The following is a 24,171-nucleotide window of genomic DNA, read 5'->3' as shown; positions in this document are numbered from 1 at the left end:
AAGATACAAGGAAAATATAAATGTCTACAAAAGAATTTATTTTAAGATTTATTCGGCGTTATCCTTTCCACATAATAGGAAATATTATATTAGGCTTTGCCGGAGGATTATTTAATGGAGTTAATACAGCCCTAATAGTACCTATACTACTGCAAATTTCTGGGCAAAAAATTGAACTGAAGGGTTCTCCACCTATAATTAATTTTTTATTATCTCCTTTTGATGGAATTTCAGATAATAATTATCGCCTTGTGGTGATGCTTTTAGCAGTGATATTAACTATTATTCTGAAAAATTTAACCATATATTTAAAGAGTTTGTTATCAGTAGCCTTTAGTCGTAGGCTCACAAATAGTATTAAATCGGAAATGTTCCAAACATTAATGGACAGCGACTTAGACTTCTTCACAAAAGTAAAAGTAGGAGATTTAACAAAACGTTTAGGCTCAGATACAGCTCAGTGTACTGCAACAGTTAATGCTTATATTAATTTAATAACTCAATTAATAACTGTTTTATTATTTGTAAGCATACTAATTTCTATCTCTTGGCAACTTACTTTGATTTCTACTCTATTGGTAACCTTAATAGCAGGTATTAATCAATTATTTATCCTTCGTTCAAAAAAATTTGGGTCTTTGTTGAACCGGGCACAAAAAACTTATGCAATCAAAGTAATTGAAGCTCTCAGTGGTATCCGGTTAATTAAATCAGTAAGTAGCGAAAATAGAGAATATAAACAGTTAAGAAAATTAATGCTGTCCTTGGAAAATATAGCGCTGAAAGAAAAAATGAATTCAGCGTTAATCGCACCAGTTAATGAAGTGACAAGCATAATTACAGTAATCTGTATTTTATTATTAGGTAAAAATTTATTTGCCGGTACAATGGAAAATGTTTCTGCTATCTTACTTACCTATCTTTTAGTTCTATTTCGGTTACTACCAATGATATCAGGAATTAATAGTACCCGTAATCAAATTGCCAAAGGGTCTGCTAGTTTTGATATGGCTGTAGACTTATGGAGAAGAGATAATAAACCAATAATGAAACCTGGTTCCATACCCTTTCAAAAAGTTAGGAGGAAAATTCATTTTAATAAAATTTCTTTCTCTTATCCAGGTAATAGTAATCTAGTTCTCAAAAATGTTGATGTATCTGTACCTCAAGGTAAAACTTTAGCATTAGTGGGAGGTTCAGGAGCAGGTAAGTCAACATTTGCTGACCTACTACCAAGATTTTATGACCCTACCTCTGGTTCCATTACTATAGATGGCATTGACTTGCGTGAGTTCGATATTACCAGTCTCAGAAAAAGAACTGGTATTGTTAGTCAAACGACTCATTTATTCAACGACACAGTCAGAAATAATATTTTTTATGCTTGTCCTGATGCCACAGAAGATGAAATTATTCAAGCTGCCAAACAAGCTAATGCTTATGATTTTATTATGGAATTGCCGAAGCAATGGGATACCGAAATAGGCGATCGGGGTGTTATGCTTTCTGGGGGTCAACGTCAACGCTTGGCTATTGCTAGAGCATTATTGCAAGATCCAGAAATATTAATCTTAGACGAGGCCACCAGTGCCCTTGATACTGTTTCTGAGCGTTTAGTGCAGGAGGCCATCGATCAATTAAGTCGAGACCGAACAGTTTTAGTTATTGCCCACCGTCTCTCAACAATTCAAAATGCAGACAAGATAGCTGTTTTAGAGCGTGGAGAATTAGTGGAAATTGGCACTCATTTAGAACTTCTACAAAAAGAAGATGGTTACTATCGCCGTCTCTATTCTATACAGTTTGGCGACCAATCTAAGGCAGATAATTATATTGACCAGCAACTTTTGACTAAAGCTTCTTATGAAGCTCGTGGTTTTCTCAATCAAATTATTGGTTCTTTAAGACTATTAGTTGATGAAATAATTGATACACCCGAAGAACAAACAGAAATTACTGAGGAAGCTTTTCAGTCCGCAATTTATCTTTTAAGAACCTTAGAAATATTTGAAAATCAAATGGTAAATGGGAACAAAGGTTAACGCTCAAAATTTTATCGGCTCAGTTATTATTATTATTATTATTATGAATAATTAATCAAAAATTTTGATATATTTAGATAATTAGCTGATTTTATATAATGTTTTTATTTGAGATGTAAATCTAGATTGAGGTTTTTTATTATCAAAAAAAGTGCACTGATGGAGTAGCTTCTATCCTTGTGTTTGCTAGTATTTATTGCTGTTTTCTCTCCTTTACTATTCTCTCCATACCTTTTTGATAACACTTAGTCTCCACATCCCAGATAAAAACGCTATAGAACAAAGTTTGTCATACTAAAACGCTAACTGGAGTTCTATCGCTCCCATTTTTCAAATATCCATTCTTGCAAAATAGGATTGACTAATTCCGGTGCTTCATCTTGAGGACAATGACCAACCCCAGGTAAAGGAATAAACTTTTCTACTGTTTCAAACTTAGCAAATTCTTTTGCCAATTCAATATTCTCCCAGGGGTCTTCCTCTCCCCATAAAATGAGAGCTGGACATGGTAATATTGGCAATAAATCTTCAGGTAAAGGTCCTTGAGAATAACCAGTAAAAGCCACAAAAACATCAACTGCTCCCTCATCTTTTGCTGGTGTTAAGAGTATATCTATTAATTCATCAGTAACAGCTTCAGAACGTTTATAAGCTTGCAACAATACTCGCCTGACTGTTTTCTTTGTTGCTAACTGATTAAAAAATATTTGACTTATCCACTTGACTTTGAGCACTTTTTGTACTATTGATGCCCCTTGACTGCGATACCAAGGAAGAGTAGACCGTTTCCGTTCGTGCAAAAGTCGCAAAGAACAATTGATAATTCCTATACCCAAAGCAATATCTGGATAATCCACTGCGGCCTGCATCATGGCAATACAACCAACAGAATTTCCGACAAGAAAAGCAGGGGTGCCAACTATCTCTCTACAGAAATCAGCAATTTGTTGACCCCAGGTTTCAAATGTATAGGTAACATCTTTGCTTGGGGTTGGTTTAGCTGAAGCACCAAAACCAAGTAAGTCAATAGCATAACAGCGACAACTGGTAGCTAGTACAGGAATATTTTTGCGCCAGTGTCCCCAGGAAGCACCAAAACCATGTACGAGTAATACAGACGGGCCTTTTTCTCCTTGGCTTTGGTAGCAGATAGGCCAACCTCGCCATATCCAAGTTTTAGCGGTAGTCATCAGATTTTAAGATGTATCGATCGTTAGTTTGATTATTTTACCTGAATTTACCTTGAGGAATTTTCTGTAGTTTGCGATCTAATAATTTTCATCTTCAACCTTCAGGACTTAGACATTTTTCGGACAAAAACGCTATATATACCATAGTGCTATAGTTTTTATATACTATATATAGTACCTTTGCGTAAGTCCTGGCCTAAAAAAAATGAGTAATTTATCTCAATAATTATCTTCTAAATTAGATTCATTATTTGTTGATATATATAGCGTTTCTCAAGTTACTGAGGTACAGTTGTTTTTCTGATTTTCTATTACCGAATAATTAATAATTAAATAATTAAATAATTAAACAATTCAGCTTACTCTGCCTCCCCTTCCAAGGGGAAAAAAATCACGAAGTCAGAAGTCAGAAGTCAGAAGTCAGAAGTCAGAAGTCAGAAGTCAGAAGTCAGAAGTCAGAAGTCAGAAGTCAAGCCACCCCTCGCCCCTCCCCCTCCCAGGAGGGGAAGTAGGGGATTAGAGCAACGCTCCAAAAATATTGCGCCTTAAAAGGCGGGGTTGCGCGACCCATATTATTTTGATAAATTTTTTCCTTATTGGTCAATCCTCTTCCTTTTAGGGAGAGGTAATTATCCATTATTCATTATCGATTATTGATTATCGATTATACATTAATGAAAGGAGAAACAAGAAAAAATTTTCCTTTTATTCAATCCTTTTCCTTTTAGGGAGAGGTAATTATCAATTATCAATTATCAATTATTGAATACTCCCTACTCTCTAAAACAAACAAATTTTGTATCTCACGCTTCTTGGGAATTGCTGTAGCAATAATTAGTTTTGTAGAAAATATCTACAGCATTAATAAATAGTAGGAATAGTTTTAGAGCTTTTATCTAAAATAAATTTTTATATTAGCGTTGTGATTTTTATATTTATACTTTGTTGTCAAGTATAATTGCTATTCATCATTAATATGAAAGTAAGCATTTCCTGCGGAATGCGGAGCTAACAGCTATTAGCAGTCAGCTCTCAGGAATTAGTAATGAGTAATTACTTCTAAGGTTTAGTCACGGGATGCATGCCAGCAACTTTTATTCTTTCTCAATTTCAAAGGTTGTTTTTATCTTCTTCAAAATTAATAGCTGAGGTGCTAAATGCTTACATATCAAAAACGTTATAATATTCTACACTTAAAACTTACAATAACTATAACCATCAAAATTTTGCTAAATGTTAAATTATTTAACTCTAGAATACTAAAATATTAAAAATGTCAGCAATTTACCCTACATCAACTCTACCATTTATCGGTTCGGAAATTGAACCAGACTATACCACCGCCAAAGTAGCAATTTTACCAATTCCTTATGAAGCAACTACCACTTATAGAAGGGGTTGTGTTAACGGTCCATCAGCAATATTAGATGCGTCTCAACAGTTAGAATGTTATGACGAAGAATTAGACCGAGAAACTGGTTTAGAAGTTGGTATCTATACCCATGAATCTATAGCAGATACTGGTAATGGAAAAAAAATATTACCATTAGATATGCTAAAAGTCACTCAAGAAACAGTAGAAAAATTAGTGACTGATGGAAAATTTGTCATTGCTATCGGTGGAGAGCATAGCATTACAAATGGGATTGTTAAAGCTTATAAAAAAATATATTTGGATGAAAAATTTACAGTAATTCAAATAGATGCTCATGGCGATTTACGTTATGAATATGAAGGTTCAATATATAACCACGCCTGTGTAATGCGACGGATAATTGAAATGGGATTGCCAACAATACAAATCGGTATTCGGGCGATTTGCAAAGAAGAAGCAGATTTAATCAAGGAGAAAAATCTCACAGTTTTTCGTGCAAGGGAAATAGTTATTCAGCCAGATTGGATAGAGAGAGCGATCGCTAGTATTCGGACTCAACAAGTTTTTTTAACAATAGATTTAGATGGAATTGACCCAACATTAATTCCTGGAGTTGGTACCCCAGAACCTGGTGGACTAAATTGGTATTCTTTAACTGCATTTTTGCGGAAATTATTTGAATTACACGAAGTAATAGGTTGTGACATTATGGAGTTAGCTCCAATAGTTGATTCTGTAGTATCTGAGTTTACAGCAGCTAAATTAGTCTATAAACTTATTGGATATCAGGCATTAGCTCAAGGCTGGTAAAAATATAGGATATGATAGAAAAATATTTGTTCTAAGTAAGGCAATTTTTGAAAGGTAATTAGAGAGATGAGTTTGACTGAAATGACAGGAACAGAAATTGATAATTATGCTCCAGATTTTGAATTGCCAGGAGTAGATGGTGAGGTTCATCATTTAGCAAGATATTTAGAAAATTTTAAAGTAGTTTGTGTGATATTTTTGAGCAATCAATGCCCAGAAGTAGATTTATATATTGAACGCATTAAGCAACTGCAAAAATATTTTCAAAACCAAGGAGTAATCATAATTGGAATGAATGCTAATGATGCGACGATTTCTCCCAAAGATAGTTTTGAAAAAATGAAAGAATTTGCAGCTAATAATCAACTAAATTTTCCCTATATTCGGGATGTAACTCAAGACGTAGCAGAAAGCTTTGGGGTTGACAAAACACCCGAGGCTTTTTTATTGGATCGGGAAGGTAAGTTACGATATCGTGGCCGAATAGACGATAATGTTAATCAGCCAGAAGCAGTAAAAGTTGCTTATCTACATCAGGCAATTACCCAACTTCTTCATCTTGAAGAAGTAACCCCATCTCATACAGAAGTCGTTGGTTGCTCAATTAAATGGCGCGATTCATTAATGGATAATGGATAATGGATAATGGATAATGGATAATGGATAATGGATAATGGATAATGGATAATGGATAATGGATAATGGATAATTACCTCTGGTTAAAACCGTTACGGAATTGAATGTAAGGAAATATTATTTCTTCTCTTGGTCGATTAGATATGGCGAGGAGACCGAGCCATCTCACCCTTCGGGAAGCTGCGCTAACGACCGCTTTTTTCCCCTTGAAAGGGGAGGCAGAGTAAGCTGAATTATTTAATTAATAATTATTAATTATTAATTATTCGGTAATTTCTAACTTTTGATAGTTTAACTCCCATAGGAATTTTATGTGAGTCTGCCAATAATTATGAAATTTATTAACTTATCTGTCTCAATCTCAAGTCAACTTTGATGAAAATATTAGACATATCTAATAATCAAAAATCCAATCAATTATCACACATAAATCATCAATTATTTCTCCCTACTCCCTATTTTCTGGAGAAGTCTATGATTCTATGCAACTTCAATATTAATTTAGTATCAAGAATAAAATAGTGGAAAAAAGCAGAACAACTGGTATCGTATTGTGGAAGCAACTTTAGTTGAGAAAAGACTCAAAGTATGGGGACAGTCGATCGACGGGTTTTGCTGAAATTGAGTGGCGAATCCTTGATGGGAAGTCTTGGCTATGGCATAGATCCGGCAGTAGTCCAAGGAATTGCTCAAGAAGTGGCCGAAGTAGTGGCCACAGGAATTCAAATGGCAATTGTTGTTGGGGGCGGTAATATTTTTAGAGGTGTAAAAGCAGCCTCGAAAGGAATGGACCGAGCAACAGCAGATTATGTGGGCATGATTGCCACTGTGATGAATGCTATTACCTTACAAGATGCCCTCGAACAAGCAGGAGTGCCGACAAGAGTCCAAACGGCGATCGCTATGCAAGAAGTAGCCGAACCTTACATTCGTCGTCGAGCCATTCGCCATCTGGAAAAAGGCCGAGTGGTAGTTTTTGGCGCAGGTTCTGGTAATCCATTTTTTACCACTGATACTACTGCAGCTCTCAGAGCAGCAGAAATTGACGCAGAAGTAATTTATAAAGCCACTAAAGTCGATGGGGTCTATGATTCCGATCCAGAAAAGAATCCACAGGCCAAACGATACGAGTCCCTAACTTATGGGGAAGTATTAAGACAAGACTTACGGGTAATGGACAGTACAGCGATCGCTCTTTGCAAAGAAAATAATATCCCGATTATTGTATTTAATCTTTCGGTTACGGGTAATATCCGTAAGGCCATTATGGGAGAAAAAATTGGAACTATTGTCAGAGGTTTTGATGAATGAATATAGAAGAAGCTGAAAAGAAAATGAAAAAAGCAGTTGAAGCTACTCAAAGTTCCTTCAACACGATTAGAACTGGAAGAGCTAATGCTTCTCTTTTAGACAGAGTAATAGTTGAATATTATGGAGTTCCAACTCCACTCAAATCTATGGCAAATATTGGCATCCCAGATGCTAGTACCATTACTATTCAACCTTTTGATAAAAGTAGTCTGGGCTTAATTGAAAAAGCAATTAATATGTCAGACGTTGGTTTAACTCCTAACAATGACGGATCTATTGTACGGCTAAATATTCCCCCACTCACAAGTGAACGTCGTCAGGAAATGGTCAAGTTAGCAGCTAAACTTGCTGAAGAAGGGAAAGTTTCTGTCCGTAATATTCGTCGTGATGCTGTAGATTCAGTTCGTAAACAAGAAAAAAATAGCGATATTTCTAAAGATGAATCACGAGATTTACAAGACAAAATTCAAAAGAAGACAGATAAATACATAGCCAAAATAGATGAGTTATTAGCTGCTAAAGAGAAGGATATTACAACGGTTTAAAAAAATCTTGAAAATCACAGATAAACAAAAGTAAAAAGTAAAAAATCAAGAGTTAAAAAACCTATATATCGACAAGATATGTAAAATAAAGTATCTTAGAAAATCATAGGTAAGATGGGAACTCTGTGATTTTTGCAGGGGGTAGGTTTTATAGATGGTTTAAGCAAGTAAATAACTTTTCTATAGAAACTACCCCTGCTCAATAAGTATTTTCCCATCCCCAAAAATCATAAAAAACCTCAATATTAAAGTTAGAAGAAATGTTTGATTGTATAATCGTAGGATCAGGCCCAGCAGGAGGTACAGCAGCTTATCATTTGGCTAAAAAAGGACGTTCTGTTTTAGTCATAGAAAAAGAATCTTTACCTAGAAAAAAAGCTTGTGGTGGTGGGGTATCTCCAGCCATCGCTGAGTGGTTTGACTTTGATTTCACTCCAGCAATTTCTCTCAAGGTCAAGAAAATTTGCTATACATGGAAATTAGAAGACCCCGTAGAAGCAGATTTACCTTCTGCAATGTGGATGGTTAAACGGGATATTTTCGATCATTTCCTGATCCAAAAAGCTCAAGGAGAAGGTGCAGAATTAAGAGATAAAACAGAAGTTACAGGTATTGAATTTAAAAGCGATCATTGGGAAGTTAAAACAAACGGAGAACCTGTTACAGGTCGTTATTTAATTGCGGCTGATGGAGCAAAAGGCCCAATGGCTAAATGGTTGGGTTTCAAAGAATCAAAAAAACGGCAAAGTTTGGTTTTTGAAGCAGCATTAAAAGACCAAAATCAACAAGTTAACTTTGAATTTGGCTCAGTTAAAAACGGCAATATCTGGAGTTTCCCGAAAGCAGATTCTTGCTCAATTAATATTGCTACTTTTAGAGGTGGGGAACCCAAAAATTTATCCAAAGATTTGATGGAATATGCACAAAAAATTGGTTTAAGTGCAAATCAAAATGAATTATTAGAACATCCTATTTCTCTATGGGATGGAGATAAAAATCTCCACACAGAAAATGCAGTATTAGCAGGAGAAGCAGCAAGTATATTAGACCCCTTATCTGCCGAAGGAATTCGCCCCTCAATTTTCAGTGGTGTCAAAGCTGCTGAAGCTATAGATAAAGCTTTGGGAGGCGATGGAGATGCTCTCAAGCAATACACTCAGGTAATAAATGAAGAATGGGGTGCAGATATGGTTTGGGCAGGTCGTCTAGCAGGAGCATTTTATAGGTTTCCCAAAGTAGCTTATAAAATGGGAGTTAAATTACCTGCAGCTACCGAAGTAATGAGTAAAATTCTTTGTGGAGAATTGCGTTATGCAGATATTGCTAACAAGGCCATTAAAAAACTCAGTGGCAGTTTTTTACCAGGAAGAGGTTAATTAAAGTAAGTTATGCTTAAATTTCTCAATTTATCATTTTCTTTGTGGGTTTAATACCCCACCGTCAACTGGAGTGTTCAAAATTACTTGGGGGAGCGAATCCCCATGTAATTTTCCTCCTGTCTCCTGTCTCCTGTCTCCTGTCTCCTTCTTCAAACAGCAATAAATTTTGTTGATCAAAATCACAGATTAAAGTTATGCTTTTACTGGCATAACTTTACTGTTTTGTTTAACTGGAAATTCTGAATTTAACGGCTGAGATTTTTGACTTTTATTTAGGCAGATAAGCAAATAAGATGTAACTGTTTACCTGATAGTAATTTTTATAAAGATTGAGCTTAGGGTAAAAGCAAAAACCTTTAAAGGGACGTTTTATCGAACGTCCCTACTGTGTTTAATATAAACGAAAATTTCTGTAAGTTTTGATAAGTTAAGTATTAAGTATTAAGTAAGTAAAAACTAATAAATAATAACTGAACTAAGAGCTGATCTATATAGTAAATATTAAGAGGCTGAATTCCTTATAGTTTCTATACTTATGGAACGTCTTTATGAAATTCAAGAAGGTTGTACTTTTACTTATCAATATCAGATAACTCTGTCAAACAAAAAAAACATAAATACCTAAAATGCCAACCTTAATAAAGAAGGAAGTAAAGAACCAATAGCGTGTACAAATTGATTAGGCTTTTTTGGTTCAGGAGGATTCAAACGTAGGTCAATAACTTCAACCAAATATTGTGATAATTCTTCACCCTCTTTACTACCTTTAGAAATAAAAATTTCGCGAGATTTTTCAGCATCTGCAAGTGCAGCATCAAGATTTCCCAAGTCTGCAAGAGCCATACTTCTAGCAAAATAAGCAGCAGCTAAATCAGACTTTAAATTAATAGCTTGATTATAATATCTAACAGCATCTTTATAATGTCCGGCCTTTGCTTCTGCAATTCCTAACCGATAAAAATCTTCAGCTTCACCAACATTAGATGGCATTCCCACAGCACCCAACAAAAAAGTATTTTTGAGGTCAACATCAGTTAAATTAGCACCAGTTAAATAAGCACTTCTCAAATCGGTGCCAGCCAAATTTGCCCCAGTTAAATTTGCCCCAGTTAAATTAGCACCAAATAAACTTGTACCAGCCAAGTTAGCACCAGTTAAATCTGCCCCAGTCAAATTAGCACGACTGAGATTAGCTCCACTCAAGTTAGCCCCTTTGAGATTAGCTCCTTGAAGATTTGCTAATACCAGGCCAGCACCACTTAATTCACAATTTGGACATTGTTTACTAGATAATAACTTTTGTGTATGTTGGATATTTTCAGCAATCACTGGAACAAGAGGGCAAACCGTACTTAAAACTAAAATAGCAGAAAAGATTTTGAGTCTCATCTTCAAATCTTCCAAACTAAAGATTATATTTTGCTGCTATGTTAGCACTCAATTAGTACATCTAGTACCGCCTCACGGAACTGAAAAGCAAGAGTATAATTCTGAAGTCTCCATAACAAAATGACATTATAAGAGTTTTCATCTAAATTATGTATATAGCGTTTCTCAAAAAGCGTGAGATACAGTTGTTTTTCTTTTTTCTATCCCCTGTTTCTCGAATTACTACTCCCTACTCCCTACTCCCTACTCCCTAAAACAAACGAATGCGCGTACCTCACCAATATGAGAATTGCCATAACACAGAGACTATAGCTTAAAAAAATAAGGTATTAATACTGAAGAAAGAAGTTATGTTTTCCAGTCAAAATAAAATTGTATGAGGAGCCAAACTTTAATTTAAAACTATTTCACACTTGATTCTAAATTGAGATTAGCTTTATGATGATGTAATACAAGTCAATATATGAATAAGAGCTAGCTCCACAGTTTCATGGCAATTATCTGAAACATCAGACTTGTCGCTTTATAACTTAAAAATCCCCCAAAAACCTTGTTCTGTAAGGATTGTAGCTATTGGATGGCAAAAATGCTGGGAATTATTGCTCTGTCTAGGTTAGAGTGATTTTTTCCCTTTATTTAGCGACAACTCTATCAAAGAATGGAAAACCATATCGAACACAGTCTCTTTCGATGACTTGACTCAATGAAATAAAACTTTGCACAGTTCTTAGTAATTCTAAATCTTCCATTTGATGAGACCAACAGCAAGAATCGTCAAGTGCTGCTTTGTGAATTTCGTGAAGTTTGCGTTCAGGATCGGTATTTGGATATCCCAAAAATAAAGTAATGGGTTTGATATACCAAAGACGTTGAATAATAAGTTTATGTGAGATGAATGAAGACTCATAAACGCGAAGATAGTTAAATTCTTTACCCATCAGGACTTACGCAGGGACTCTACAGATAGCTAGTGCGAATACCATTTGCGCTCCGCAAAGCTCCGAATGGCACCCCTACAGATGCTGCTTCAAAGATCAATTTGCGTCAGTCCTGACCCATATTAAGAATAGCTTTCACCAATACCGTATCACAATAATCTTTACATATCTCCTTCTCTCTAGGAGTAAGTATGGGAGCAGGATAGTTATTGCGAACAGCATTTAAAAATGAGTCTAAATGCACAACAGTACATCGGGTTTGCTGAAAAACGAGATTAGCGAATCGAGACTTACCAGTACGACTAACACCTCCAATAATAACTGTACCAATGCTCTCAATTTTTTGTTCCACGACTACTCCAACAAGTTAAATAGTCATTTATACAGGACTTACACAGGGACTCTAGAGATAGCTAGTGCGAATGCCATTTGCGCTCCGCAAAGCTCCGAATGGCATCCCTACAGATGCTGCTTCAAAGATCAATTTGCGTCAGTCCTATTATAGTAAAAAAATATTATTGTAGCTAATTGTCTACACCAATAAAACTAGATAATACAAGTCCAGAGATTTATTGCTAAAATTTAATTATATTGCTTATAGTATAGCGTAAAATTCGCGATCGCTCTCTACTCATTTGATTTTTGATATCAGAAAACAGCGCTGCAACTCCAAATCAGGGATGGTTCCAAGGAAAGAAATGCGTACAAAAAGACGGAACAAAAAATATACTTAAGTAATAAACAAAAAAAAATTTGACTTGACTACTTAATTATTTAATCTAATTGCGATCGCATCGCCTTCTAATTTAATTGAATAAATACAGCATACATAATTTGAAGAAGCAGTCAATCTTGTTACAAATTATTATAATTAGAGTTATTTTAATTATTATTAAATAAGATTAGAAATAAACTAGCTGCTTTGTATTGATTAATACAGCTAATTAAATACTAAAGCTTTGAAATGTATATTGTTATCAGTACAGAAACAGATAACTTAATGTTAAGTAATTATTAGGTATATAAACTCTTGTAGATATAGGAATAGACAGGTAGGTTAGGATCCGAATCAAGGAAAATGTTTTTCCCACTGTTCCCTGCTATAAATCTTAGGAAGTCCGGTCTAAATAGAGATTTGCGATCGCTCTTAGCTATTCATTGACATAAAGCATGAAATATGGTAAGATTTATACTTTACAAAAAACTTTAATATTGAGTTTATTGTTAAGTAATGATAAAGGAGTAACAGTATAAAACAACACTCCCTCTACGCTTCATCAACCATTTACAGTCAAAAAACTATATAATAGGAAAAAACACCATGAAAATTCTACTAACAGAGAATTCAGGTCAGCATAAAGTCGAATTTCCAGCTCCCACTAATAAACCAGATAATAAACCAGAAATGGCAACTCAAATGCAACAAATGAGTTTGATGATTGCCGAATCACTACATGAAGAAGATCAATATCAGGAGGACTCTAGTATGAATATACAGGCTGTAACTCTCCCATTATCAGAAAATTCACAAGACATAGATGATGCAGTAGGAGCATTATTTAAGCAAATGTCTCGCTATCCTCTTCTCAGCCAAAAAGAAGAAGTAGAATTAGCAAGGCTGATCCAAGAATTAGTTATCTTTGAACAACTGCCAGAAAAACTAGCAAATGACTTAGGGCGAATACCTACAAAAGCTGAAGTAGCAGCAGCAGCAGGTTTAACAGAAGCACAACTATCTCATCGCTTACATAAGTGTCGTGCCGCCAAACGCCGAATGATTAGCTCCAACCTCCGTCTAGTAGTTTCCATAGCCAAACGCTATCTAAACCGAGGAGTACCCTTTCTAGACTTGATTCAAGAAGGAGCATTAGGACTAAACCGTGCCACAGAAAAATTTGACCCAGAGAAAGGTTACAAATTTTCTACCTATGCCTATTGGTGGATTCGTCAAGGAATAACTCGCACTATTGCTAATCAAGGACGTACTATTCGTTTACCAGTTCATGTAGTTGAACAGATTAACAAACTTAAACGAGTTTACCGCGACTTACGACGGAAGCTAAATCGTATCCCCAGTGATACCGAAATTACTCAAGCACTAGAAATTTCTCACCAACAACTGCGTAACCTCCAGCAAATTCGCCGGAAAACTCTTTCTCTAAATCATCGTTTAGGTACTGACGAAAATAGCGAACTGCTAGACTTCTTAGAAGATAATGAAAATAGCACTCCCGAAGCGCAAATGAATGACATGATGATGCGCCAGGATATCTTGGAAGTCTTAAATCATGTATTGAATGATCGCGAACAAGATGTCATCACTCTCCGGTATGGTTTGCTCACAGGAGAACCTCATACTTTAGATGAAGTGAGTCGCATGATTAATCTCTCCCGGGAGCGAGTCAGGCAAATTCAAGCTAAGGCCATGCGGAAATTGCGTCGTCCTCAAGTAGCTGAACGTTTGAAAGAATGGTTAAATCGATTTTAATAAAATGTAATAGCTGTAATAGCGATTAAATTATGTCTTTAAATGAAGTAAAATTGCGTAGTGCTAGGCCAGCAGATGTACCTGTAATATTTGAGTTAATTAAGGCGTTAGCTGAGTATGAAAAATTATCCCATGCTGTTACAGGTAGCGCTGCCTCCTTAAAAGCTCATTTATTTAGCGATCATCCCTACGCTGAAGCGATTATTGCTGAATTTGCGGGCCAACCTGTAGGTTTTTCTCTCTTCTTTCATAACTACTCAACTTTTCTCACTCAACCGGGAATTTATATAGAGGATTTATTTGTTTTACCGGAGTATCGAGGACGGGGTATTGGAAAACAACTGGTCAGTTATGTAGCACAGTTAGCAGTATCTCGAAACTGTGGACGTTTAGAGTGGAGTGTTTTAGATTGGAATAAACCAGCGATTGGATTTTATCAACGTATAGGTGCGTCAATTTTAGATGAATGGCGTATATGCCGTGTTACTGGTAATTCTCTTAAGAGTTTAGCATCTGGACAGCAATTTTGAAGAAGGCAGAAGGCAGAAGGCAGAAGGCAGAAGGCAGAAGAGAAAATTACTTATGGATAGTCTTCGACAAGCCACTTCGTGTCTACAAACCCCAAACAATTTTAAGCACCCCTGTTGACGGTGGGGTATTATATCAAATCCCGTTAAACAGTTATAGAATGGTTAAGTTAGGAGGAGTCAGTCGGACCGAGTCAGGAAGACCGAGTCAGGATGAGAGAGAATTACAAAGATGAGCGTAGTTATGACAATTGGAGAATTTTTTTATGTCCAATAAAACGGATTTGATATTAAACCCGCAAAAGAAAAGATAAGATTCAGGTTGAATTTAATCCCATTTAATATTAAAAATTTAGTGCCAACTGAAAATTCTGAATTCTCTAGAGTTCAGAATTTTCTTTGTGTAATGAGTTTATAATTTTGTTAACTTTTAATGAGGCTATTAACCATGACTATTTGGGTAAATGAACAGATAGATCCATCTGGTATTATCTACTCTTGTATTGCTTGTGGCGATCGACAACAGGCCCAAGAATGCCATGAGTCTTTTCAAAATAATTTAACTGAGACTCAAAAGGAACAAGGATGGAAAGCTATACTGCGAACCGTTGAATCTTGGGATGAAGTACCTGTGAGTGCTTTAAAATTGAACTAATACCCTTTCACAGAAGTCAAAACTCAAAACTCAAAAGTCAAAAGCAATATTTTTAGGACTCAAAACTTTGACACTACAGTAATTTAACCGAAATTATTTCACATCTATAAGGAGCAAAACTATTTGTAACATTCTTTTTTCACGCTTAGTATAATAGCTACGCGCCAGGGAATAGGGAACAGGGAGAAATTTATCACAGAAAACATTTTTATCTTTTCTTTTGCTGCCGAAAATTCATAACTACTCTTGACCTAATTTTCCGGTTGAGTAGGATAAAACTATGAACTTTAAATTTATAGAGTTCAATTCGGAAATTATCAAACATGGAAATCTACGCATACCATCAAGTTGCTGTTACTTGGGAAACATCTCACAAAATTGAGCAACCAAGATGTTTTTCATGCGATCGCATTATAGATTTTTTACGTTTAGGATGGAAGGCGTTGCATATTTGCGGGATGAAGTATAGTTTTAGAGAAATAGGAAGTAAAAGATGAGATTTACCTTTTCTGCAAAGATTCATCCCTAGACTCAGCAACGCCAGAATTCCTACAAGATTGTACCCAGTAAATGTAGATGAAAAATCCAACGTATCTCTTGTACAACATACATTGTGCCCTTTTGTCAAAGGGGAAGTTCAGGTATAATACAGACAAAACGCTTTATATGGTATTTAACATATTGTCTTTTGCAGGACAATATTAAACATTTTAGGAATAGCATCGTGATATGGCTGTTCGAGCTTTTGAATCAGATTTGCTGGTAGCTGAGAAATAACTCTTTCATAATCTCTACTATCACTTTCCCATACACGAGCACTTACAGAAAATACACAATAACCAGAAGGCTTCAAAACTCTGATAATAGTGGGTAAAGCTTGAGAATTAGCAGAGCCTGATTTTCGATTATCTTCATTACTAACAAACACACCTGCTGAAATCACAATATCATAGCTAGAGTCTGGATAAGGCATTTCAAAAATATTACAGCAAGTGAGCATTCTATAAATACCTTTCTGCTCTGCAACTTTCAACATTTCTTGAGATATATCGCAGCCATCAATATATAAATTTTCTTTCTGACGGCGGATAATGACTTCGCCTACTAAACCTGTACCGCATCCAACATCAAGATAATTACCAGAAGCTTTAAGCTTTAAAGCTGTTTCTGTCAATAGCTCTGGTGCTTGATAGTTAACTGCTGCTACTTCTTCCTCATAAGTTAGTGCCCACGAACCATGAGAATGTTTTTCAGACAATGCTTTTTCTAGATGTTTGAGGAATTTCTGGTGTTTTTCCTGTTCCATGACACTTGTATATATATCTAACTAGGAAATTTTTAAACTAATGCAGTCTTACTATATCAGAAGTATTGACTTATAACGATGGTGGTTGAGGAAATTTTCTTTCCTTAACTTCCAAACTATATTCCTTAACTGCTTGAGTAATATTTTCTCGCAAGTTAGCATAAGATTTAGCAAAAGGAGGTTGCCAATCAGAAATTCCTAAAACATCATTAATAACTAATACCTGACCATCACAATAGACACCTGCACCAATACCAATAGTAGGAATAGAAACTTTTTCGGTAATCTCTTTGGCTAAATCTGCTCCAATATGTTCTAAAATCATGGCAAAAGCACCAGCTTCTTCCACAGCGACAGCTTCTGCTAAAATACGCGCCCTAGCATCGGGGGTTTTGCCTTGTTTGCGATAACCTCCAAATTGATGAACAGATTGGGGAGTTAGACCAATATGACCCATAACCGGAATACCTATTGAGGTTAATTTACTTATCGTTTGAGCGATCGCTTCATTTCCACCTTCTAATTTTACAGCTTGAGCACCCGTTTCTTTGAGTATTCTTCCTGCAGAATGTATAGCTTGTTGAATACTTTCCTGATAAGTTAAAAATGGTAAATCTACCACTATCAAAGCTTGCTTAACACCTCGTCGTACCGCTTTAGCATGATGAATCATTTCATCAAGAGTAACTGGTAGAGTTGTATCATAGCCTAATGCTACCATTGCCAGAGAATCTCCCACCAAAATTAAATCTACTCCTGCTTGGTCTAAAATTTGAGCGACCGCATAATCATAAGCTGTTAAAGCTACTATGGGACGACCTTTTTGTTTCCATTGAATTAGTTGTTTTGTGGTAACTGTCATTTTAATTAAGTTGGAAATTATATAATTAAAGCATAGTTTATATTAAATCAATTCATGCAGCAAATTCGATCAGGCGTGAGGTGCCCCTAGAGGGCAAGATGCCTAGAAAAATTCCCTCAATATCTGTACTTCAATTGGTTGGGGTCAGAAACCCCATACAATTGTTCCTTCTGCCTTCTGCCTTCTGCCTTCTGCCTTGCTTCATTGCTCCGATGCTAATAACATTTTGCCAAAAGATTTAACAACAGGTTGAATAGTAAAAAACGAACCTTCTGTTTCCATGATTTTTTCTACTAAACAACGTCTTTTTAATGACTGTATTCCTTTCCATAAATCTGAGTGGGAGTGTGGAAAATCTGCGGGAGTAATAGAAATATCAACTGTTGTTTCTTGATTAGCTATCCAAAATATTACTTGTTTTTCCAACTCTGATAAACGCTGAAAAATTCTCTCTAATATTGGTTCTAAATCTCCTAAATATAAGGTTGAGCAAGATAGGAATTGAGCTACACTTGCATCACATAAATCTTCAATAGCATCGGCAATTATATTTAACCATAAAGGATTTCCGCCATAGAGATTAATCAACTCTAACCATCTATCTTCATCTGTTAAATTTCTTTCTTGTAAAAGCATTTTGCACGCCTCCAAAAAGCCATGAATTTTTAAAGTATGACAGTAATGATTTCCTAGTTCTATTTTTGGCTCTTCCTGACTCAGGAGTAATAAACAACTTTGGTGGGATGATGTGGCTATTTGTTTAAAAAGTTTGCCATAATTTTCATGGTCTGGCAGGTAAGTTCCTGCTAATTCTCCACTGGCAAAAATTTCTTGTAGGTTATCAAAAATTAGTAAGCAACGATATTTACGGAGGTAATTTATTAATTGATTATTGGTAGTTTTGGCAGGAGAAAAATCTGCTGTTTTTTGGGAAGAAGAATCAGGTGGAGATAAAAAATTAATAATACTTGTTTGCATAGATTCTAAAGTAGAGTAGTTATCAATATTGCGCCAGATTATATAGTCAAATTTATCTTTTATTTGTGGAATTAATTGTAGGGCAAGTACGCTTTTGCCGATGCCAGTTAATCCTAATATGGTGATGATGCGGGTGTGGTTTTGTAGTATCGATTGTTTCAGGGTAGTAAGTTCGGTGTGGCGATCGCACAGAGAATATAAATCTGGAGCTTCAGATAAATCATAATTATTTTCTGGGTTAGTGTCGTTTTGATTTTGGTCAGTGGGAGTGGGGGAAGATTTGTTTTTAGGGATGGGAGATTTTCTGTTTTATCCACAGATATTTATATGATTACTATTAATATTTACCCAGTCATCACCTGTATTTGAAATATGTGAAAAGTGGAATTTTTCTAATATGGAACGAGCATTAGATTTTTTGATATTTTTTCCTAATACATCTGAGAGAAGTTTCCATAATTTTGTACCTACCTGTTTGATATGATCAGGATGACGTTGACAATCATCAGCTATTTGTGGGTATTTTTTACCATTTAAAGTACCTTTTAAGACTTCCTTTTGTAGAGAAGTTAAATGTTGTTTAGTGTAGGTAAATATCAGGTTGTCTGTTAATTCGACCAATGTTTCAATGTCCATAGCTACAGGTAGACTGGTAGTTTAGTTTTGTATTGTATAACTTTATAACACTTTTTCTCACTGGAATAATTAAATCACACTTTTTAACACTAACATTAGTTATTTAAAAAATTGCTTTTTACCATTAAATCACATTTTTTTAAGTGGGCAAAATAGAGATATATGTGACTTAATAGAAGATGTAGAAATAAAATATTAAGGAATAGAAAATTTCGGAATCCTATATTGAGGATTTGTAGTTGATTCAAAGTATTAAAATGGAAATTATGCAATGACTTGGAAATTGTTTAATTTGTTTTCTAAAGACTCTTCTAAGGAAGAACAGAAAATAACTCCTGATGAAGCAAAACGACTATTAGCTCAGTTCAAAAAATTGTTGCCAGACATTCTGAAAGTACCAAAACTCAAAGAAATGATAACCTTTGATGAGGCTATTAATTATTTCCAGAGCGATATTCCAGGGGATTATGCTGTAAAAAAAGGAGCAATTATTCGTATAAAAAACTCTGAATGGCAAATCTTGGGGCAGGTATTTCTAGATCAAAATAATCAGATTATTTGTCGTCCAGATGGCACTTCATACGGTCGTCAATTAGGAGTTAGAGAACTGGATAAAAAACTTCTAGAAAATTTAGATGGGAACAACGACATACTTATATTTGAGATGTCAAAAGATGAACAAATCGTTCATAAACCAGAAGTCATAAATGTGTCTGATGATGTTCAATTAACAGTAAAAGGATTGCCATCTGACTTACCCAAAGAAAAGCGTAAAGCAGTATTAGAAAGTTTAATACGCAATACTTTATCCCGTTTACCTCAGCGGGGATATAACAAAGGAGAAAATATTTATCAGGGTAAAGCAAAATTAAATTTTGACAATGAATTATATGATGTTTTTTTCTCCCTAGATGCTATTAGAGTCATAACTGCACTAGAAATTTATAAAGAGGCTTTTGATGCCATAAATGCTGGAGCTAGAGAAGGAGTTTATGACTCCGATTTGGCAGAATTAGCAGCTAATCATATTAAGCAATCTGCTTGGAAAGAAGTGCAGTCAGTAAGGAACTTAAATCGCATAGATTCAGAAGAAAACTGATAATTTACAGATAGTAAATTTCAGAACTTGAAAAAAACAAAACACTTTTTGAACGAAGGATTTTATACAATGACAGTTACTACCGAAAAAATAGGCGAAAAGATTGAACTTATGATCGAAGGATTACCAAAGGCAGAAATGACACCATCTGAGGTATCACAGGCAAGTTTAGCATTAGTTCAGCATGAAATTCCCCTAGGTGCTGATATTAGTGCTGGAATTTTAGGTGGCATCCGTTACGCTACTTTGAGAATTAGTGGCCAAGTTTACAAGCTGAAGTATTCAATTAAAGTTCTGCGTGTTCTCACTGCATTAGAGGTTTACAACGAAGCAGTTACTTGGATTAAGTTTAAAAAAGAAAGAGGGATGTTAGACCCAGATTTAGCTGATTTGGCTATTAAGAAATTAACTGGAGACTTAGAGAATATTTATAAAAGATAATCACCATCAGAAAATTACACACGATGGCGATCGCTCCCTCATCTCCCAACTCTTAAACAAGAGCGATCGCCCCTTCCCAAACAAACCAGATTTTAAGAGATATCGCCTTTTATTCAAGGACGTAAACCTTCTTTAATGTACTCTAACTGCCACTGCTGCACTTGCAAATAAGCATCAACTGCATCATTAAGAATCTCAGAACGAGAGCGTTCCAATAAAGAAGCAATTTTATCAATGGCTTTTCTTTTTTCAGAATTCAGACTAAAGCTGATTGTTTCCATAATACAATTTCGAGAATTAGAAGTTATAGTGATTCGACAGCTCGAATCTTACCAATATCATACTAAAAAATTTCTCCAGATAAAAGACGACCATCCACCCGCTCATAGTCATCCTCAACTAACCATGAGTGAGCTTCATCATAAATAGAACTTTCAAACAAAGGTTTGTAGCTAGCAGTCGCATCATAAATACAATAGTTTCCCTGTTTGCCACTAACTAACATCAAAATTCTAGGTGGAAAGACAACGGGATCTACCCATAACTCAATAAACTCCCAATCATCACTTTGAGCGACGAGGTTTTGTGCGAGGGATAACATGGTATAAATTACCTCCTTTAACAATTTTAATTTCGGCGTATTTTATATTCATAATTATACCCGTTAACTAACTTATTTATTTTAGCACCAGAATCAAGCGATCGCTCCCTCCCATCTCCCAACTTTTAAACAAGAGCGTTCTGCACTGCTTGGGCGATCGCAACGCTATAAAAAAGGTTGCTAAAATCAATCATTTTAGGTAGACTAGATTTTGGAAATAATTCCAATTATATAGAAAAAATTATATACGATGAAAACTAAAAGCTTTACTGCTATCCTTTATAAAGAAGATGATATGTATATAGCTGAATGTCCAGAAGTAGGCACAGTTGACCAAGGTAAAACAATAGAAGAAGCTCTAGCGAATCTCAAAGAAGCTACAAAACTCTATCTGGAAGAATGTCCGCTAACTGAAACAACCCCAAGATTAGTCACCAGTATAGAGGTTAGTTATGCCTAAATTACCAATAATTTCCAGCACAAAAGCTATTGGTGTCTTACAGCGTTTGGGATTCTATCAAGCTAGGCAAACAGGTAGTCATGTCGTTCTCAAAAAAACCTTTGCCTGATGGAGAAATTGTTTGTGTTGTACCAATGCACAAAGAATTAAAAACTGGTACTCTTAGTGGAATTCTCAGACAAGCTAAAGTTATGCCAGAAGAGTTTATAGCCAATTTATGATGGCAAAGCTCACTCTATGGTTGGTGGGAAAAAATGACTTCCCCGTTACCTCACTATTAAACAAGAGCGTTCGCTTTTTTATGGTCTGATAGAATAGTGTGAAAACAATTTATAAATGGTATGATTAGTTGATAACTAAAAGAGGTACTCATGCAGGAAATTCAGATTGTATTGCCAGACGAACTAGCATATTCCTTAAAGGAAAAATGGGGCAATTTAGAACGTAAATTAATGGAAATAATTGTAGTAGAAGCTTATCGCGAAGGTTCTATTAGTAGTGGTAAATTACGAGAACTATTAGGTTTCTCTACTATTTTAGAAACTGATAAATTTCTGAAAGCTAAAGGAGTCGATTTAGATTACGATGAAGAAGATTTTATTGCCGATCGCCAAACCCACGAACAACTAGAAAAAGAAGGGAAATTAAAAATTAAAGAGCATTGACTTAATCAATAAATAACGATATAATACCTTAAAAAGCACACCATTAGACAGGCGGCGCTCAATCTCCATGAAATCCATTAGAACCAAACTCAAATTAAATAATAAACAAAAAACTCTGATGGCACAACACGCTGGCTATTCGAGGTGGTGCTACAACTGGGGTTTAAGTTTATGGAATGCTGCATACACAGATGGTTACAAGCCAAACCCTTCCTTCGGAATGCTGCGCAAACGTAAACTGAGAGAGGTTTTTACTAATCACACCAAACCCCTTTACCCCTGGATGAAAAACTTGTCGTCTAAAGTTTATCAATATGCTTTCATCAACTTAGGTGAAGCATTTAAGAGATTTTTTCAGGGATTGGGCAAACGCCCACGATTTAAGAAGAAAGGTAAATCTGATTCATTCACAATTGATAATTGTGGAAAACCCATAGAATTAAATGGATGGAGTCACAAATTACCTTTTATTGGTATGGTCAAAACTTATGAACCAATTGAAGCAACTACTCAAAAAATCACTATTAGTAGACAGGCAGGTGATTGGTACTTAAGTTTGAGCTATGAATTTACTCCTAGCCCAACCCCAACAACCACTGAAGTTGTAGGTGTGGATTTAGGTGTCAAAACATTAGCAACTTTAAGTGATGGAAAAGTATTTGAAAGCGTCAAGTCATATCGTAGGTTTGAAACCAAGCTTTCTAGACTGCAATATCTAAACCGCAATAAAATTATTGGCTCTGCTAATTGGAGAAAAGCACAACTTAAGATAGCTAGGCTGCATAGACGAGTGGCTAGCATCCGCAAAGATGCACTTCATAAATTGACAACATATTTAGCTAAAAACCACAGCGTTGTTGCCATAGAAGATTTGAATGTTAGCGGTATGTTAGCTAACCATAAGCTAGCTAAATCAATTAGTAGACAGTGCTTTTATGAGTTTCGGAGACAGCTCGAATATAAAACACGATGGCACGGTTCTAAATTAGTAGCAGTTGATAGGTTTTTTCCATCATCAAAAACTTGCAGTAGGTGTGGTCATGTTCAAGATATGCCGTTAAGCCTGAGAATTTATGATTGCCCTGACTGTGGCTTGTCAATAGATCGAGATTTAAACGCAAGTATAAATTTGAGAGATGCGGTCGGATCGACCGTGAATGCCTGTGGATGAGCAACCGCCGACGGCCTCAGTAGAAGCAGGAAGTAAACCTCAAGTTGTCACACTATGTGACGCTTTGTATAAGTTTTATAGAGCAGGTTATGATGGTTGTATCAGATACCTCGCCAATTTGTTATTTACTACTTATTGACGAAATTAAACTGCTGCCTCAACTTTATGGTCAAGTTCTAATTCCTCGAATAGTTCAACAAGAATTATCGGACGAGCGATCGCCTATTGCTGTTAAAAATTGGATTAAAAAACCTCCCCAATGGTTAATAATTCAAGATGTGACTGTTCCTGTGGACAAGGATTTAGAACCGCTCGATGCAGGGGAAAAAGCTGCTATTATTTTAGCACTTCAGGAAAGAGCAAATTTAATTATCATTGATGAGACTTTAGGCAGAAAGGTTGCCCGCAATAAAGGATTGAGGGTAACTGGATTGCTTGGCGTTTTGGATCGAGCTGCCCAACAAAATTTAGTAGATTTTCCCAAAACTATTGCTGCTCTTAAAGGAACTACTTTTCGTGCTTCATCAAAGTTAATTGAGTATCTTTTAAGTCAGTATTAACACGCAAATTGAGTTCTAGTTATTTTAGCTAGAACTACCACAACGAAAGCCAAAAGTATTTAAGTTTTTGTTGGGTTGCGTAGCGCTCCTCTCAACCTACGAGCTTA

32 protein-coding genes are annotated in these 24,171 nt (G+C 35.6%); 20 read left to right on the top strand and 12 right to left on the bottom strand.

The window, feature by feature from the left end:
- Positions 1–20 precede the first annotated feature (20 nt).
- The gene (locus F6K18_RS06730; protein ID WP_287519673.1) at positions 21–2,042 is read left to right on the top strand and encodes an ABC transporter ATP-binding protein; all 2,022 of its coding nucleotides are present in this window, start codon (positions 21–23) and stop codon (positions 2,040–2,042) included.
- A 314-nt stretch (positions 2,043–2,356) separates the two neighbouring features.
- On the opposite strand, the gene F6K18_RS06725 is transcribed toward F6K18_RS06730, so the two are convergent.
- Positions 2,357–3,232: an alpha/beta fold hydrolase gene (locus F6K18_RS06725; RefSeq protein ID WP_287519671.1), complete on the bottom strand. Its 876-nt coding sequence runs from the start codon at positions 3,230–3,232 to the stop codon at positions 2,357–2,359.
- A 1,273-nt stretch (positions 3,233–4,505) separates the two neighbouring features.
- Here F6K18_RS06725 and speB point away from each other — a divergent pair.
- The 5 genes from speB to F6K18_RS06700 all read left to right on the top strand — a co-directional run bounded on the left by speB (position 4,506) and on the right by F6K18_RS06700 (position 9,285).
- A complete protein-coding gene (speB, locus tag F6K18_RS06720; RefSeq protein ID WP_287519670.1) occupies positions 4,506–5,417 on the top strand; it encodes an agmatinase in 912 nt (303 codons plus the stop codon).
- 81 nt (positions 5,418–5,498) lie between these two features.
- A complete protein-coding gene (locus F6K18_RS06715) occupies positions 5,499–6,056 on the top strand; it encodes a thioredoxin family protein (RefSeq protein ID WP_375341299.1) in 558 nt (185 codons plus the stop codon).
- A gap of 585 nt (positions 6,057–6,641) precedes the next feature.
- Positions 6,642–7,364 (top strand): UMP kinase, encoded by a 723-nt coding sequence (gene pyrH, locus F6K18_RS06710; protein WP_287519668.1) that lies wholly within the window; start codon positions 6,642–6,644, stop codon positions 7,362–7,364.
- Positions 7,361–7,909 (top strand): ribosome recycling factor, encoded by a 549-nt coding sequence (frr, locus tag F6K18_RS06705; protein ID WP_124143812.1) that lies wholly within the window; start codon positions 7,361–7,363, stop codon positions 7,907–7,909. The genes pyrH and frr overlap by 4 nt, the downstream gene beginning before the upstream one ends.
- 260 nt (positions 7,910–8,169) lie before the next feature.
- Positions 8,170–9,285: a geranylgeranyl reductase family protein gene (locus tag F6K18_RS06700; RefSeq protein WP_287519666.1), complete on the top strand. Its 1,116-nt coding sequence runs from the start codon at positions 8,170–8,172 to the stop codon at positions 9,283–9,285.
- A gap of 33 nt (positions 9,286–9,318) precedes the next feature.
- Here the strand turns inward: F6K18_RS06700 and F6K18_RS06695 are convergent, their stop codons facing one another.
- The 4 genes from F6K18_RS06695 to F6K18_RS06680 form a co-directional block, all read right to left on the bottom strand.
- Positions 9,319–9,441, bottom strand: coding sequence for a hypothetical protein (locus tag F6K18_RS06695; RefSeq protein WP_275670435.1), 123 nt, complete (start codon positions 9,439–9,441; stop codon positions 9,319–9,321).
- A 468-nt stretch (positions 9,442–9,909) separates the two neighbouring features.
- The gene (locus tag F6K18_RS06690) at positions 9,910–10,677 is read right to left on the bottom strand and encodes a pentapeptide repeat-containing protein (protein ID WP_287519664.1); all 768 of its coding nucleotides are present in this window, start codon (positions 10,675–10,677) and stop codon (positions 9,910–9,912) included.
- A 632-nt stretch (positions 10,678–11,309) separates the two neighbouring features.
- Positions 11,310–11,513, bottom strand: a complete 204-nt coding sequence (locus F6K18_RS06685; protein WP_287519663.1) for a hypothetical protein — start codon at positions 11,511–11,513, stop codon at positions 11,310–11,312.
- A 208-nt stretch (positions 11,514–11,721) separates the two neighbouring features.
- Complete coding sequence (locus F6K18_RS06680) at positions 11,722–11,967, bottom strand: hypothetical protein (protein WP_287519662.1); 246 nt, start codon at positions 11,965–11,967, stop codon at positions 11,722–11,724.
- Positions 11,968–12,936: 969 nt separating this feature from the next.
- Here F6K18_RS06680 and F6K18_RS06675 point away from each other — a divergent pair.
- The 5 genes from F6K18_RS06675 to F6K18_RS06655 all read left to right on the top strand — a co-directional run bounded on the left by F6K18_RS06675 (position 12,937) and on the right by F6K18_RS06655 (position 15,782).
- Complete coding sequence (locus F6K18_RS06675; RefSeq protein ID WP_353735020.1) at positions 12,937–14,103, top strand: RNA polymerase sigma factor, RpoD/SigA family; 1,167 nt, start codon at positions 12,937–12,939, stop codon at positions 14,101–14,103.
- Between the two features lie 32 nt (positions 14,104–14,135).
- Complete coding sequence (locus tag F6K18_RS06670; RefSeq protein ID WP_124143817.1) at positions 14,136–14,633, top strand: GNAT family N-acetyltransferase; 498 nt, start codon at positions 14,136–14,138, stop codon at positions 14,631–14,633.
- Complete coding sequence (locus F6K18_RS06665; protein WP_287519660.1) at positions 14,630–14,866, top strand: hypothetical protein; 237 nt, start codon at positions 14,630–14,632, stop codon at positions 14,864–14,866. Before F6K18_RS06670 ends, F6K18_RS06665 begins: the two co-directional genes overlap by 4 nt.
- 212 nt (positions 14,867–15,078) lie before the next feature.
- Positions 15,079–15,285, top strand: a complete 207-nt coding sequence (locus F6K18_RS06660; protein WP_124143818.1) for a glycogen debranching protein — start codon at positions 15,079–15,081, stop codon at positions 15,283–15,285.
- A gap of 323 nt (positions 15,286–15,608) precedes the next feature.
- Complete coding sequence (locus F6K18_RS06655) at positions 15,609–15,782, top strand: hypothetical protein (RefSeq protein WP_287519659.1); 174 nt, start codon at positions 15,609–15,611, stop codon at positions 15,780–15,782.
- Between the two features lie 176 nt (positions 15,783–15,958).
- On the opposite strand, the gene F6K18_RS06650 is transcribed toward F6K18_RS06655, so the two are convergent.
- The 3 genes from F6K18_RS06650 to F6K18_RS06640 all read right to left on the bottom strand — a co-directional run bounded on the left by F6K18_RS06650 (position 15,959) and on the right by F6K18_RS06640 (position 18,551).
- Positions 15,959–16,591, bottom strand: coding sequence for a class I SAM-dependent methyltransferase (locus F6K18_RS06650; RefSeq protein WP_287519657.1), 633 nt, complete (start codon positions 16,589–16,591; stop codon positions 15,959–15,961).
- A gap of 70 nt (positions 16,592–16,661) precedes the next feature.
- A complete protein-coding gene (gene panB, locus F6K18_RS06645) occupies positions 16,662–17,453 on the bottom strand; it encodes a 3-methyl-2-oxobutanoate hydroxymethyltransferase (RefSeq protein WP_287519656.1) in 792 nt (263 codons plus the stop codon).
- Between the two features lie 201 nt (positions 17,454–17,654).
- Positions 17,655–18,551, bottom strand: a complete 897-nt coding sequence (locus F6K18_RS06640) for an NB-ARC domain-containing protein (protein WP_287519939.1) — start codon at positions 18,549–18,551, stop codon at positions 17,655–17,657.
- On the opposite strand from F6K18_RS06640, the gene F6K18_RS06635 reads away from it, so the two are divergent.
- Complete coding sequence (locus F6K18_RS06635; protein ID WP_287519654.1) at positions 18,532–18,657, top strand: hypothetical protein; 126 nt, start codon at positions 18,532–18,534, stop codon at positions 18,655–18,657. The two genes, F6K18_RS06640 and F6K18_RS06635, sit on opposite strands and share 20 nt — an antisense overlap.
- A gap of 83 nt (positions 18,658–18,740) precedes the next feature.
- On the opposite strand, the gene F6K18_RS06630 is transcribed toward F6K18_RS06635, so the two are convergent.
- Positions 18,741–19,067 carry a hypothetical protein gene (locus tag F6K18_RS06630; RefSeq protein ID WP_287519652.1) on the bottom strand — a complete coding sequence of 109 codons (327 nt, stop codon included), beginning with the start codon at positions 19,065–19,067 and terminating at the stop codon, positions 18,741–18,743.
- 271 nt (positions 19,068–19,338) lie between these two features.
- Here F6K18_RS06630 and F6K18_RS06625 point away from each other — a divergent pair, with 271 nt between their 5' ends.
- Together F6K18_RS06625 and F6K18_RS06620 are read left to right on the top strand one after the other, a co-directional pair.
- A complete protein-coding gene (locus tag F6K18_RS06625) occupies positions 19,339–20,166 on the top strand; it encodes a hypothetical protein (protein ID WP_287519651.1) in 828 nt (275 codons plus the stop codon).
- Positions 20,167–20,235: 69 nt separating this feature from the next.
- Positions 20,236–20,607 carry a hypothetical protein gene (locus tag F6K18_RS06620; protein WP_287519650.1) on the top strand — a complete coding sequence of 124 codons (372 nt, stop codon included), beginning with the start codon at positions 20,236–20,238 and terminating at the stop codon, positions 20,605–20,607.
- 113 nt (positions 20,608–20,720) lie between these two features.
- On the opposite strand, the gene F6K18_RS06615 is transcribed toward F6K18_RS06620, so the two are convergent.
- The 3 genes from F6K18_RS06615 to F6K18_RS37240 all read right to left on the bottom strand — a co-directional run bounded on the left by F6K18_RS06615 (position 20,721) and on the right by F6K18_RS37240 (position 21,260).
- Positions 20,721–20,888: a CopG family ribbon-helix-helix protein gene (locus F6K18_RS06615; protein ID WP_287519649.1), complete on the bottom strand. Its 168-nt coding sequence runs from the start codon at positions 20,886–20,888 to the stop codon at positions 20,721–20,723.
- 62 nt (positions 20,889–20,950) lie between these two features.
- Positions 20,951–21,208, bottom strand: coding sequence for a hypothetical protein (locus F6K18_RS06610; RefSeq protein ID WP_287519648.1), 258 nt, complete (start codon positions 21,206–21,208; stop codon positions 20,951–20,953).
- Positions 21,171–21,260 (bottom strand): hypothetical protein, encoded by a 90-nt coding sequence (locus F6K18_RS37240; protein WP_375341294.1) that lies wholly within the window; start codon positions 21,258–21,260, stop codon positions 21,171–21,173. Before F6K18_RS37240 ends, F6K18_RS06610 begins: the two co-directional genes overlap by 38 nt.
- 198 nt (positions 21,261–21,458) lie before the next feature.
- Between F6K18_RS37240 and F6K18_RS06605 the strand changes: the two genes are divergently transcribed.
- The 6 genes from F6K18_RS06605 (at position 21,459) to F6K18_RS06580 (ending at position 24,064) form a co-directional block, all read left to right on the top strand.
- The gene (locus F6K18_RS06605) at positions 21,459–21,668 is read left to right on the top strand and encodes a type II toxin-antitoxin system HicB family antitoxin (protein ID WP_287519647.1); all 210 of its coding nucleotides are present in this window, start codon (positions 21,459–21,461) and stop codon (positions 21,666–21,668) included.
- Positions 21,661–21,777, top strand: a complete 117-nt coding sequence (locus F6K18_RS06600; protein WP_287519645.1) for a type II toxin-antitoxin system HicA family toxin — start codon at positions 21,661–21,663, stop codon at positions 21,775–21,777. Before F6K18_RS06605 ends, F6K18_RS06600 begins: the two co-directional genes overlap by 8 nt.
- On the top strand, positions 21,749–21,889 hold the full coding sequence (locus F6K18_RS06595; RefSeq protein WP_287519643.1) for a type II toxin-antitoxin system HicA family toxin: 141 nt from the start codon (positions 21,749–21,751) through the stop codon (positions 21,887–21,889). Before F6K18_RS06600 ends, F6K18_RS06595 begins: the two co-directional genes overlap by 29 nt.
- Before the next feature lie 150 nt (positions 21,890–22,039).
- Complete coding sequence (locus F6K18_RS06590) at positions 22,040–22,333, top strand: UPF0175 family protein (protein ID WP_287519642.1); 294 nt, start codon at positions 22,040–22,042, stop codon at positions 22,331–22,333.
- Positions 22,334–22,394: 61 nt separating this feature from the next.
- A complete protein-coding gene (locus F6K18_RS06585; RefSeq protein WP_287519938.1) occupies positions 22,395–23,504 on the top strand; it encodes an RNA-guided endonuclease TnpB family protein in 1,110 nt (369 codons plus the stop codon).
- Positions 23,505–23,593: 89 nt separating this feature from the next.
- Positions 23,594–24,064 (top strand): DUF3368 domain-containing protein, encoded by a 471-nt coding sequence (locus F6K18_RS06580; protein WP_287519640.1) that lies wholly within the window; start codon positions 23,594–23,596, stop codon positions 24,062–24,064.
- The last annotated feature ends 107 nt before the right edge of the window (positions 24,065–24,171 follow it).

The sequence above is a fragment of the Okeania sp. SIO2C2 genome (assembly GCF_010692625.1).
GTDB lineage: Bacteria > Cyanobacteriota > Cyanobacteriia > Cyanobacteriales > Microcoleaceae > Okeania > Okeania hirsuta.
Note: the sequence above shows the minus strand (reverse complement) of the source record. Positions and strands in the feature narration are given on the sequence as shown.